Consider the following 11,488-nt stretch of genomic DNA (forward strand, 5'->3'; position numbering starts at 1 on the left):
CCCGAAAGCAGGGCGGATCGCCCCATCCCGTCCGCCGGGGACCGCTCTCGGTCGATCCGGCCTGCTTTCGCGACACGACGAGCCTCTGACCCGGCCCGCCGGCAAGCCGGCCCGGCCGCACCCCGGACGGCGCCGCGTCAGCCGCGCGCGGCGCGCCAGATCTCGCGGCGGCGAGCCTGCTCGTCGGGGTCGGGCACCGGGAGGGACGCGATGAGGGTCCGCGTGTAGGCATCCTGCGGGTCGCCGAGCACCCGCGCCGTCGGCCCCTCCTCGGCGATCCGCCCCTTGTGCAGCACGATCACGCGATGGGCGAGCATGTCCACGACGGCGAGGTCGTGCGTGATGAACAGCGTCGCGAACCCGAAGCGCTCCTGCAGCTCGGCGAACAGGTCCAGCACGCGCGCCTGCACCGAGACGTCCAGCGCGCTCGTCGGCTCGTCGGCGATCAGCAGCTTCGGGTCGAGCGCGAGCGCCCGCGCGAGCGACGCACGCTGACGCTGGCCCCCCGAGAGCTCGTGCGGGTACCGATCGCCGAAGGCCTTCGGCAGCTGGACGGCTTCGAGCAGCTCGTCGACCTTGTCGCGGGCGGATGCCGCATCGCGCGCCCCGCCGTGGACGATGAGCGGCTCGGCGACGCACTCCGCGACCGTCAGCAGCGGGTTGAAGCTCGTCGCCGGGTCCTGGAAGACGAACCCGAGTTCTCGACGTCGCTTGCGGAACACCCGCTCGCGCACGCCGTTCATCTCGGTGTCGAGCACGCGCAGAGAACCGCCGGCGACGGGTGTGAGGCCCGCGATCGCGCGCCCGATGGTCGTCTTCCCCGACCCCGACTCGCCGACGAGTCCGAGCACCTCCCCCGGACGGATGGCGAAGTCGATCGCGTGCACCGCGCGGAAGGTCGGGCTGCCGAGCCGGCCGGGATACTCGATCACCAGCCCCTTCGCCTCGACGACGGGCGCGATCGGGGCGCCCGTCGCATCCGTCACCGGCGGGACCGGCCGGTCGATGAGCTGCACGCGCGGCACGGCGGCCAGGAGCTTCCGGGTGTACTCGTGCCGCGGCGCGGCGAAGATCTCGCGGACGTCGCCGGTCTCGACGAGCTCACCGTCGAGCATGACGGCGACCCGGTCGGCGAGATCGGCGACGACACCCATGTTGTGGGTGATGAGGACGACCGCCGTGCCGGTCTCGTCGCGCAGGCGTCGGAGGAGGTCGAGGATCTCGGCCTGGACCGTCACGTCCAGCGCGGTGGTCGGCTCGTCGGCGAGGATCACGCCCGGGCCGAGAGCGAGGGCCATCGCGATCACGATGCGCTGCTTCTGCCCGCCGGAGAACTGGTGCGGATAATCGTTCACCCGACGCTCCGGCTCGGGGATGCCGACGCGGCCGAGCATCTCGATCGCCGTCCGTCGGGCCTCCTGCGCGGACACGTCCCCGTGCGCGCGGAGGCCTTCGGCGAGCTGCCAGCCCACCGTGAACACCGGGTTCAGCGCCGTGGAGGGCTCCTGGAAGATCATCGCGGCCTTGGTGCCGCGCACGTCGCGCAGCTTCTCGCCGGAGAGGCCGACGACGTCGACGCCGTCGAGGATCACGGCCCCGCGCGTCGTCGCCGTCTCGGGCAGGAGCCCGAGGATCGAGCGCGCCGTCACGGTCTTGCCGCTCCCGGACTCGCCGACGATGGCGAGGACCTCGCCCGGCCGGACGTCCAGCGACACGTCGCGCACCGCGCGCACCTCGCCGCCGTCGGTGGTGAAGGCGACGTCGAGATCGCGGATCTCAACGGCGAACTGCCCGTCGTGGGTCATCACTGCACCTCTCCGAGGAACTCCTGCGCGGTGGGTTCACGTTCCGCGACCGCATCGGCGGGGGTCTGCGGCGCCTTCGACCGACGCCGGGCGCGGAGCCGGGGGTCGGCGAGGTCGTTGAGGCTCTCGCCGATGAGCGTGATGCCGAGGATCGTCAGGACGATCGCGAGACCCGGGGGGATCGCGGTCCACCAGATTCCCGAGGCGACGTCCGAGATCGACTTGTTGAGGTCGAAGCCCCACTCCGCCGCGACCGTGGGCTGGATGCCGAAGCCGAGGAAGCCGAGCGCGGCGAGCGTCGCGATCGCCTCGGAGGCGTTGAGCGTCACGATGAGCGGGAGCGTCCGCGTCGAGTTGCGCAGCACGTGCCGGAATATGATCCGCGGGGTCGAGGCGCCGATGACCTTCGCCGATTCGACGAATGCCTCCGTCTTCACGCGTACGACCTCGGCTCGGACGACCCGGAAGTACTGCGGGATGAACACGACGGTGATGGATGCCGCGGCCGCCATGATCCCCGGCCAGAGCCCCGACTGGCCGTTGTTGATGGCGATGGCGACGACGATCGCCAGGAGCAGCGTCGGGAACGCGTAGATGGCATCCGCCACCACGACGAGCACACGGTCGACCCAGCCGCCGAGGTAGCCCGACACCAAGCCGAGGAAGATGCCGATCACCACCGACATCGCGATCGCCACCACGACCACCATGAGGGCCGTCTGGGCACCCCAGATCACGCGGGAGAGGACGTCGTATCCGCCGACGGTCGTTCCGAGCAGGTGCGCCGCGCTCGGCGGCTGCTGCGCGCCGAAGTTGGCCCCGTCGGGCCCGGTGAGCTGGCTGTAGCTGTAGGGGGCGACCCAGGGGGCGAGGACCGCCAGCAGCACGAAGACGCCCGTGAGGACGAGGCCGGCGACGAGCATGCCGCGTTGCAGGCCCACGCTTTGGCGGAGCTGGTGGACGACCGGAACCCGATCGATCAGAGAGCGGCGCGCCATCTCAGTACCTCACTCGCGGGTCGATGAAGGCGGCGACGATGTCGACGATGAAGTTCGTCAGCGCGACGATGATCGCGATCATGGCCACGATGCCCTGCACGGCGACGAAGTCGCGCGCCGACAGGTAGGCGGCGAGCTGGAAGCCGAGACCCTTCCACTCGAAGGTCGTCTCGGTGAGCACCGCACCACCGAGCATCAGGGCGATCTGCAGTCCGATGACGGTGATGATCGGGATGAGCGCGGGCTTGTAGGCGTGCGTGCGCACGAGCCGGCTCTCGCGGACGCCGCGCGAGCGCGCCGCGTCGATGTACGGCATGTTGTACGTCCCGATCACGTTCGTGCGGACGAGCCGCAGGAAGATCCCCGCCGTGAGGAGCCCCAGCGTCAGGGCGGGGAGGATCGCGTGGGAGAGGACGTCGCCGACGTAGGCGGGGTTCCCGCTCGCGATGGCATCGATGAGGTAGATCCCCGTGCCGCCCTTGCGGTTCAGCGCGATCTCGGTGCGCACGCTCGCGCGCCCCGACACCGGCAGCCAGCCGAGCCACACCGAGAAGACCAGCTTCGCGACGAGGCCGGCGAAGAAGACGGGCGTCGCGTAGAAGAGGATGGCCGACACGCGCAGCACCGCATCCGGCCACCGGTCGCGCATCGCCGCGGCGACCATGCCGAGGGGGATGCCGACGATGAAGGCCACCACGAGCGAGTAGAGCACGAGCTCGAGAGTCGCGAGGCCGTAGGTGGCGAGGACCTGGATGACCGGCTGCTTGTCGGTGATCGTGGTGCCGAAGTCGAACCGGAGGATCTGCCCGAGGTACTCGAGGTACTGGACGAAGATGTTCCGGTCGTAGCCCGCCTCGTGGATACGCTCGGCGAGCTGGTCGGCCGGGAGACGGCCGCCCAGGGCGGCGGTGATCGGATCGCCCGTCATCCGGATGAGGAAGAAGACGAGCGTGACGAGGATCAGGACGGTCGGGAAGATCAGCAGGAAGCGGATCAGGATGTAGCGGCCGAGCGAACCGCCCGAGCCGCGGCGTCGCGGCACCTGGAGAGCGGGCGGCGGCTCGGTGACCGCAGCGTCGATGGTCATGGATGTCTACCTTACGGACCGGACCCCCGCGCGCCCGGTGAGGGCGCGCGGGGGTCCGAATCGATTGCCTACTTGGTGATCGGTGCGAAACGCAGCTTGAACGATGCGTCGAGGGTGACCCCGCTCACGTCCTTGCCGGTGACGGCCACCTGAGCACCCTGCAGGAGCGGGACGGTCGACAGGTCGCCGGCCACCAGCTGCTGGATCTTCTCGATGTCGGCCGTACGCTTCGTGGCATCCGGCTCCACCGCCTGCTGGAGGATCAGATCGTTGACCTCGGTGTTGACGTAGTGGTTGCCGAGGAAGTTCTTCTCGAGGAAGAACGGCGTCAGGTAGTTGTCGGCGTCGGAGTAGTCCGGGAACCAGCCCAGCTGGTACGCGGGGTAGACGTCGGAGGTGCGGTCCTTGGAGTACTGCACCCACTCGGTCGACTGCAGGTCGACCTGGAACAGGCCGTCCTTCTCCAGCTGCGACTTGACGAGCGCGTACTCGTCGCCCGACGAGGGGCCGTAGTGGTCGGGGCTGTACTGCAGGCTGAGCTTGACGGGGGTCGTGACGCCCGCAGCGGCGAGCGTCGCCTTCGCCTTCGCGGCATCCGGGCCGCCGTTCCCGTCGCCGTAGAGACCCTTCAGCGCGTCGGTCGCACCCGCGAACCCGGCGGGGACGTAGGAGTACAGCGGCGTGTAGGTGCCCTTGTAGACCTGCTCGCTGATCGCATCGCGGTCGACGAGATCGGCGACGGCCTGGCGGACGGCGAGAGCCTTGGCCGGGTCGGCCTCAGCGGTCGTCGTGCCGAACGGCTGCGTGTTGAAGTTGAACACGATGTAGCGGATCTCGCCGCCGGGACCGTCGACGACCTTCACCGCGTCGTTGCCCTTGAGGTCATCGACGTCGGTGGCCGACAGGCTCCGGTAGGCGACGTCGATGTCGCCCTGCTGGACGGCGAGCTTGAGGTTCGACGAGTCGCCGTAGTAGCTCAGGATCACGCCGCCGTTGACCGGCGCGTCGAGAAGGCCCTTGTAGCTGTCGTTCGGGCTCAGCTCCACCGACTTGTTGAAGTCCCATGAGGTGATCTTGTACGGCCCGCCGAACGCGTCGCCGTCCACGATCGTCTGATCGGGCGTGATCGCGTCGGCAGAGAAGACCTCTTCGTCGACGATCGCTCCGGGGAAGCTGGTGAGGATGAACGGGAAGACCTGGTCGTTGTCCGTCTTGAGGGTGAAGACGACCGTCGTGTCGTCGGGCGTGGCGACCGAGTCGAGGTTGTAGAGCAGGCTCGACGCGCCGTTCGGGTCGGCGATCTTGAGGTTGCGCTCGAACGAGAACTTCACGTCCGACGAGGTGAGGTCGTGGCCGTTGGACCACTTCAGGCCGGCGGGCAGCTTCACCGTGTACTCGTTCGGCGCGGTGAACTCGGCCGACTCGGCGAGGTCGGGGACGACCTCGGTGGAGTTGTAGTCGGTGTTCACGAGGTAGGGGAACACCTGCGTCTGCACGGCCAGGGATCCGTTGTCGTAGGAGCCGGCCGGGTCGAGGGTCGTGACCTTGTCGGTGGTGCCGACGATGATGGGCGTGCCGGGGCCCTCGCCGCCGCCGGAGGCGCCGCCGGTCGTGCCGCCGCCGGAGCAGCCGGCGAGAAGGAGCGTCGCGACGCCGAGCGCCGATGCGGCGCCGAGAAGGCGCGTCCGTGCGGACCCGCCTCGGATGTCATGCAGTGCCATACGTGTTACCTCTGCTGTGTGGAAGGGCGACCTCGCAGGGTGACGAGGTCATTCCGCCATCTTCGACCGGGCGCGTCTCGCGCGCACCTCCCGGCGCCCATTCGTAACGAGACTGAAACCGAGTGTCACCCCCCGTGCGACTCGCTCGGGCCACCCGTGACGAATGTCACGGCGGCATCGTGACGGGCGTGTGAGGCTCGCCGTGCCCGCCGCGGGCAGAGTCGAGACATGGACCAGAACCAGGGAATCCTCGCGGTGGACGCCGCAGGACTGCGCAAGAGCTTCGGTGCGGTGCGAGCGGTCGAGGGGGTGGACCTGCGGGTGCGCCCGGGCGAGATCGTCGCCTTCCTCGGGCCCAACGGCGCCGGCAAGACGACGACCATCGACATGCTCCTCGGGCTGTCGGATCCGGACGAGGGGGCGGTGCGGATCTTCGGCGAGAGCCCCCGCGCGGCGATCGCGCACGGACTCGTCTCGGCCGTGCTCCAGACCGGCGGACTGCTCAAGGACCTCACCGTCCGCGAGACGCTCGCCCTGACGGCGAGCCTCTTCGCCGACACCCGTCCCCTCGACGAGGTCCTGCAACGGGCGGGCATCGCCGAGATCGCGAACCGTCGCGTGGGTCTGTGCTCGGGCGGCCAGCAGCAGCGGCTGCGCTTCGCGATGGCGCTGCTGAGCGACCCGGGCCTCCTGATCCTCGACGAGCCGACCACCGGCATGGACGTCGAGGGGCGGCGCGCATTCTGGAGCGCGATCCGGGCGGACGCCGCGCGCGGACGCACCGTGCTGTTCGCGACGCACTACCTGGACGAGGCGGACGAGTACGCCGACCGGATCGTCCTGATGACCCGGGGAGGCATCGTCGCCGACGGGACGACCTCCGAGATCAAGAACCTCGTGTCGGGCCGGATCGTCCGCGCCACGCTGCCGCAGGCCGACCCCGCCGCCCTCGCGGCCCTGCCCGCCGTGGACGACGTCGAGTTCGCCGGTGACCGGGTCACCATCCACACGAAGGACTCGGATGCCGTGGTCCGCCATCTCCTCACCTCCACACCCGCCCACGACGTCGAAGTGACCGCCCAGAACCTCGAGAGCGTGTTCCTCGCCCTCACGTCCGAAGGAGCATCCGCATGAGCACCGCATCCCCCGCCGCCGGGACCTCCGCTGCCGGCGCCCCCGGTGCCCCCGCCGACCGCGTCTCGCTGGATCGCCGCGTCCCGCCGCTCGGCGGATTCACCCTCACCTACCTCGGCATCGAGCTGAAGCGGCGCCTGCGCAACCGGCGGACGCTCTTCTTCACGGTCGCCTTCCCCATCGTGATGTACGTGCTGATCGGCCTGCCCATGCGCGACGAGTCGCTCACCGGCATTCCGGTCGCAGACGGCGGCATCTCGGTGGCGGCCTACATCATGGTCTCGATGGCGATGTACGGCGCGATGATGTCGGCGACGCAGACGGGCGCGGCCGTCGCTGTCGAGCGTGCCCAGGGGTGGAGCCGGCAGCTGCGCCTCACCCCGCTGAACCCGTTCGTCAACGTCATCGTCAAGATGATCGCCGGCATGGTGCTGGGCCTCCTGGCGGTCGTGGCGACGTACGTCGCCGGAGCGATCAGCGGCATCCAGCTCACCGCCGGGCAGTGGATCAGCACCGGCCTCGTCGGATGGCTGCTCGCAAGCGCCGTCTTCACGACGCTCGGGCTATTCATCGGATACCTCATGCCGAGTGAGAACGCGGCGCAGGTGACGAGCCTCGTCGTCGTCTTCCTCTCGTTCCTCGGCGGCCTGTTCTACCCGCTGAGCAGCATGCCCGACGTCATGCAGACGGTCGCGACGTTCACCCCCGTGTACGGCATCGGGGAGCTCGCGCGGTCGCCGCTGACGGGCGAGGCCTTCGACATCATGTGGCTCGCGAACGCCGTGGTCTGGCTCGTGACCCTCATGGTGGCCACGACGTGGGCCTTCCGCCGCGACACGAAGCGCGTCTGAGCGCGCGCGGCCTACAGTGATGCTCGTGACGGTCGCCCGCGACGAGTTCGGCGGGCCCGGGTGGGAGATCCCCCCGGGCTCCGCCGCATCGGCGCGCTCGCCGATCGCGATGCTGCGCTCCCGCGGCGCCGTGCGCTGGTACGCCGGCGCGGCCCTCTCGCTCATCTGGCTGGTCACCGTCGTCCCCGACATCGTCGCCGCGGCGTCCGGACCGCTCGGCGGCGCTCTCGCGATCAGCCTCGTCGTTCTGTTCGCCGTCGCGTTCCTCGCCGCGACGCCGATGTCGTGGGCGCTGCCACGGCGCAGCCGCGCCCTCCCGGCGCTCGGACTGTTCGCCCTCTCGTTCGCACTGTTCCCGTGGCTGGGATGGGGCATCCGGGGCGTCTGGACATATGTCGGGGTGACGATCGGGATGGCCGTGCTGCCGCTGCGCCTCACCTGGATCCTGCTGCTCGCCCTCGGCGGCGTCGCGGCACTCGCCGGGGCGCAGCTGGAGGGATGGACCGAGGACGTCCTCTGGGTGCCCGCGATCATCGTCTCCATCTCGGCCATGATGGCCGCCTTCGCCCGGAACATCGCCGCGATGAACGCGCTGCGAGCGACGCGCGATCAGATGGCGGAGATGGCGGTGGAGCGCGAACGCAGTCGCGTCGCGCGCGACCTCCACGACATCCTCGGCCACTCGCTCACCGTGATCACCGTCAAGACCGAGCTCGCCGGGCGCCTCATCGACGTCGACCCGGGGCGCGCCCGCGCCGAGATCGCCGAGGTCGAGGCGCTCGCCCGGGGTGCCCTCGTCGACGTGCGCGCCACCGTCGCCGGCTATCGCGGGGTGAGCGTTGCCGGCGAGCTCGCCGCGGCCCGCGTGGCACTGGATGCCGCGGGCATCGACGCCGCGCTGCCCGGCTCGACCGAGGCGCTGCCCGCCGCGACCCGCGAGCTGGCCGGCTGGGTCGTGCGCGAGGGCGTGACCAACGTCATCCGGCACGCGCACGCGACGCGCTGCCGCATCGAGCTGACGCCGCGCACCGTGAGCGTCGAGGACGACGGCGTGGGGCTGAGCGGGGCGGACTCCGGAAGTGGGCGCGACGCCGGCGCCGACGCCGGCGGCGCGGGGCTGATCGGGCTGCGGGAGCGGGTCGAGAGCGCCGGGGGCCGGCTGACGGTCGGCCGGAGCGAACTCGGCGGTCTGCGACTGAAGGTCACCCTGTGATCCGCCTGCTCATCGCCGACGATCAGGCACTCGTGCGGGGTGCGCTGTCGGCTCTGCTCGGACTGGAGCCCGACATCGAGGTGGTGGCCGAGGTCGGGCGCGGAGACGAGGTGGTCGCGGCGGCGCGCCAGACGGATGCCGAGGTCGCGCTCCTCGACATCGAGATGCCGGGCATGGACGGGATCGCCGCGGCCGCGGCCCTCCGCGCCGAGGTGCCGGTTTGTCGGGCGCTCATCGTCACGACGTTCGGGCGCCCCGGATACCTCGCCCGCGCGATGCGCGCCGGGGCCTCGGGCTTCGTGGTGAAGGACACGCCCGCCGCGCAGCTCGCCGACGCCGTCCGCCGCGTGGCGCAGGGCCTGCGGGTCGTCGACCCGGCCCTCGCCGCCGACTCCCTCGCGCAGGGCGAGTCGCCCCTCACCGCTCGCGAGACCGATGTGCTCTCCGTCGCCCGCACGGGCGGGTCCATCGCCGACATCTCCGGCATCCTGCACCTGAGCGAGGGCACCGTGCGCAACCACCTCTCCTCCGCGATCGGCAAGACCGGCGCCCGCAACCGCGCCGACGCCGTGCGCGTCGCCGACGACCGCGGGTGGCTCTAGCCCGCCCTGCCGCCCCGCCGCATCCCGCCGCCCCGCCGCATCCCGCCGCCCCGCCGCATCCCGCCGTCTCGCCGCATCCCGCCGTGCCGCTCTGGCGCGGCCTGACTGCCTGCCTGCCTGCCGCGACAACGATGTCTCGTGAGACGGCCGGTGCGGCACGATGGACGATGTGAGCGTCATTCTTCGCCCGTGGGGTCGAGACGACGCCGGCGCACTGCGGGATGCTGCGGCCGGCGCGACCGATCTGGCCGCACAGTTCGGAGGCGCGGACCTGTCGAGCGCCGAGGCGGCGGCGGGATTCATCGCCAGAGCGCTCGTCTTCGATGAGAAGGCCAGGAACTGGGCCGTGGTGGAGAACGGGGTCGCTGTGGGCAATGCCGCGGCGACGGCCATCGAGTTTCGACACGGAACCGCGTGGATGTCGTATTGGCTCGCGCCGGCTGCACGCGGGAAGGGGTACGCGACCCGTGCGCTGCTCTCGCTCTGCGATTGGGCATTCGGCGCGGGTCTGCACCGCCTCGAGCTCGGCCACCGCGTGAACAATCCGGCGTCATGTCGGGTGGCCACCGCCGCGGGTTTCCGGGCCGAAGGCATCGAGCGCGAGAAGCTCCGTTATGGCGCGGAGCGCTTCGACGTGGAGACGCACGCGCGCCTGGCCGGTGACCCCTCGCCGACCGGTTCGCCTCTGGCTATGGCGCCCCGCGCCTGACGGCGGCGCTGGCATACTGCCGGGATGATCACCGCCGATGCGCGACGCGCGGACGCCCCCTCGTTCGAGCGATGGGTCGCCCACTTCACGGACAACCGTGCGCGACATGCGGCGATCGAGGGGCGCATCGACTGGGATGCGGCCGCGGAGATGTCGCCGGCGGCACGGGCCGCCCTCATCCGGTCGTTCCAGCGGTTCGAGCTGGGCGAAGGCGGCGACGGCGCGCACCTGCTGCGGAAGGCGCGGGGATGCGGCGAGGCACAGCAGCACGCCCTGCGGATGCTCGTCGGCGAAGAGCAGGCGCATTCCGCGCTGTTCGCGCGCGGGCTCCGCCACCTCGGGGCCGTGCCGCTGCCGCAGCACTGGTCGGACGGCGCCTTCACACTGCTGCGGCGCTCACTCGGGCTCCGCACCGAGCTGATGCTGTTCCTCATCGCCGAGGCCGTGGCGATGCCGTACTTCGTCGTGCTCGCGCGACGCGGGCCCGACGCCGTCATCCGCGGGATCGGCACACGGATCGCGCTCGATGAGGAGCACCACCTCGCGTTCCAGATCGATCAGCTGCGGGGCGGCCTGCGCTCACTGCCGCCGTGGGCGAAGCCGCTCGTCGTGCTCCCCTGCTGGCTCGTGGCCGTGGGCGCGACCGCCGTCGTCGTGATCGACCACGGCGGGGCACTGCGTGCGTGCGGGATGGGTGCCCACGCGTACGCGGGCGCCGCGCTCCGCTCGTTCCGCCGCGCGCTGACCGCCGCACTGGGCGGCGTCGGCTCCTCCGAGCCGCGAGACACCGTCTGCGCGCCGACACACCCGGTGTGAACCGGTGTCTCGGCGCGAGAACGGTGTCTCGCGGATGTGACACGGACGCGGGGGGGGCGGCGGCCGGGGGCGCGCGGCGAACCGTCCGGGTCAGCTCAGGCCGAAGGCCTCCAGCTCGGCGGCGTCCAGCATCCGCGAGCGGATCAGGAACCGCATCCCCGTGGGGCCCTCGACGCTGAAGCCCGCCCCGCGGCCGGGCACGACGTCGATCGTGAGGTGCGTGTACTTCCAGTACTCGAACTGCGACTCCGACATGTACACCTCGATCGGGTCGTCGAGACCCGCGTCGATCGTGCCGAGCAGCACGTCGGACGGGCCGGTGAGGAACATCCCGACGGGGTAGCACATCGGTGCGCTGCCGTCGCAGCATCCTCCCGACTGGTGGAACATGAGCTTTCCGTGTTGCGCCGACAACTGGCGCAACAGGGCCGCCGCGTCATGCGTCACGGCGACCCTGCTGAGTGTGTCGTTCATGGCATCCTTTCGCGCCCCTCGTCCCACTTGTGGCTGTTCTCCTGGGTGGGAAGCGACCACAAGTGGGACAAGCGGCGC

The 11,488-nt window shown here is 70.9% G+C and carries 11 protein-coding genes; 6 read left to right on the top strand and 5 right to left on the bottom strand.

All coding sequences use genetic code 11. The features are described from left to right. Nucleotides 1-137: 137 nt before the first annotated feature. The 4 genes from J0P97_RS06465 to J0P97_RS06480 form a co-directional block, all read right to left on the bottom strand. Nucleotides 138-1,805 carry an ABC transporter ATP-binding protein gene (locus J0P97_RS06465; protein ID WP_215486963.1) on the bottom strand — a complete coding sequence of 556 codons (1,668 nt, stop codon included), beginning with the start codon at nucleotides 1,803-1,805 and terminating at the stop codon, nucleotides 138-140. Next, on the bottom strand, nucleotides 1,805-2,803 hold the full coding sequence (locus J0P97_RS06470; RefSeq protein ID WP_215486964.1) for an ABC transporter permease: 999 nt from the start codon (nucleotides 2,801-2,803) through the stop codon (nucleotides 1,805-1,807). Before J0P97_RS06470 ends, J0P97_RS06465 begins: the two co-directional genes overlap by 1 nt. A gap of 1 nt (nucleotide 2,804) precedes the next feature. Next, nucleotides 2,805-3,890 (bottom strand): ABC transporter permease, encoded by a 1,086-nt coding sequence (locus tag J0P97_RS06475; protein WP_215486965.1) that lies wholly within the window; start codon nucleotides 3,888-3,890, stop codon nucleotides 2,805-2,807. Between the two features lie 68 nt (nucleotides 3,891-3,958). Then, nucleotides 3,959-5,611 (bottom strand): ABC transporter substrate-binding protein, encoded by a 1,653-nt coding sequence (locus J0P97_RS06480; RefSeq protein WP_215486966.1) that lies wholly within the window; start codon nucleotides 5,609-5,611, stop codon nucleotides 3,959-3,961. A gap of 228 nt (nucleotides 5,612-5,839) precedes the next feature. Here J0P97_RS06480 and J0P97_RS06485 point away from each other — a divergent pair, with 228 nt between their 5' ends. The 6 genes from J0P97_RS06485 (at nucleotide 5,840) to J0P97_RS06510 (ending at nucleotide 10,936) form a co-directional block, all read left to right on the top strand. Beyond that, nucleotides 5,840-6,745, top strand: coding sequence for an ABC transporter ATP-binding protein (locus J0P97_RS06485; protein WP_215486967.1), 906 nt, complete (start codon nucleotides 5,840-5,842; stop codon nucleotides 6,743-6,745). Next, on the top strand, nucleotides 6,742-7,596 hold the full coding sequence (locus tag J0P97_RS06490) for an ABC transporter permease (protein WP_215486968.1): 855 nt from the start codon (nucleotides 6,742-6,744) through the stop codon (nucleotides 7,594-7,596). Before J0P97_RS06485 ends, J0P97_RS06490 begins: the two co-directional genes overlap by 4 nt. 19 nt (nucleotides 7,597-7,615) lie before the next feature. Continuing rightward, nucleotides 7,616-8,809, top strand: coding sequence for a sensor histidine kinase (locus tag J0P97_RS06495; RefSeq protein ID WP_246539911.1), 1,194 nt, complete (start codon nucleotides 7,616-7,618; stop codon nucleotides 8,807-8,809). Beyond that, complete coding sequence (locus J0P97_RS06500) at nucleotides 8,806-9,411, top strand: response regulator transcription factor (protein WP_215486970.1); 606 nt, start codon at nucleotides 8,806-8,808, stop codon at nucleotides 9,409-9,411. Before J0P97_RS06495 ends, J0P97_RS06500 begins: the two co-directional genes overlap by 4 nt. Nucleotides 9,412-9,580: 169 nt before the next feature. Further along, nucleotides 9,581-10,120 carry a GNAT family N-acetyltransferase gene (locus J0P97_RS06505; protein ID WP_215486971.1) on the top strand — a complete coding sequence of 180 codons (540 nt, stop codon included), beginning with the start codon at nucleotides 9,581-9,583 and terminating at the stop codon, nucleotides 10,118-10,120. 24 nt (nucleotides 10,121-10,144) lie between these two features. Continuing rightward, on the top strand, nucleotides 10,145-10,936 hold the full coding sequence (locus tag J0P97_RS06510) for a ferritin-like domain-containing protein (RefSeq protein ID WP_215486972.1): 792 nt from the start codon (nucleotides 10,145-10,147) through the stop codon (nucleotides 10,934-10,936). A gap of 90 nt (nucleotides 10,937-11,026) precedes the next feature. Here J0P97_RS06510 and J0P97_RS06515 read toward each other — a convergent pair whose 3' ends face one another. After that, nucleotides 11,027-11,410: a DUF779 domain-containing protein gene (locus J0P97_RS06515; protein WP_215486973.1), complete on the bottom strand. Its 384-nt coding sequence runs from the start codon at nucleotides 11,408-11,410 to the stop codon at nucleotides 11,027-11,029. Nucleotides 11,411-11,488 lie beyond the last annotated feature (78 nt).

Origin of the sequence: Microbacterium flavum (assembly GCF_018717645.1) — a bacterium.
GTDB classification, from domain to species: domain Bacteria; phylum Actinomycetota; class Actinomycetes; order Actinomycetales; family Microbacteriaceae; genus Microbacterium; species Microbacterium flavum.

Coding starts and splice junctions, on each gene's coding strand:
- J0P97_RS06495 (WP_246539911.1), top strand. CDS start 7,616: ATGCTCGTGACGGTCGCCCGCGACGAGTTCGGCGGGCCCGGGTGGGAG.
- J0P97_RS06485 (WP_215486967.1), top strand. CDS start 5,840: ATGGACCAGAACCAGGGAATCCTCGCGGTGGACGCCGCAGGACTGCGC.
- J0P97_RS06465 (WP_215486963.1), bottom strand. CDS start 1,805: ATGACCCACGACGGGCAGTTCGCCGTTGAGATCCGCGATCTCGACGTC.
- J0P97_RS06480 (WP_215486966.1), bottom strand. CDS start 5,611: ATGGCACTGCATGACATCCGAGGCGGGTCCGCACGGACGCGCCTTCTC.
- J0P97_RS06475 (WP_215486965.1), bottom strand. CDS start 3,890: ATGACCATCGACGCTGCGGTCACCGAGCCGCCGCCCGCTCTCCAGGTG.
- J0P97_RS06515 (WP_215486973.1), bottom strand. CDS start 11,410: ATGAACGACACACTCAGCAGGGTCGCCGTGACGCATGACGCGGCGGCC.
- J0P97_RS06510 (WP_215486972.1), top strand. CDS start 10,145: ATGATCACCGCCGATGCGCGACGCGCGGACGCCCCCTCGTTCGAGCGA.
- J0P97_RS06490 (WP_215486968.1), top strand. CDS start 6,742: ATGAGCACCGCATCCCCCGCCGCCGGGACCTCCGCTGCCGGCGCCCCC.
- J0P97_RS06470 (WP_215486964.1), bottom strand. CDS start 2,803: ATGGCGCGCCGCTCTCTGATCGATCGGGTTCCGGTCGTCCACCAGCTC.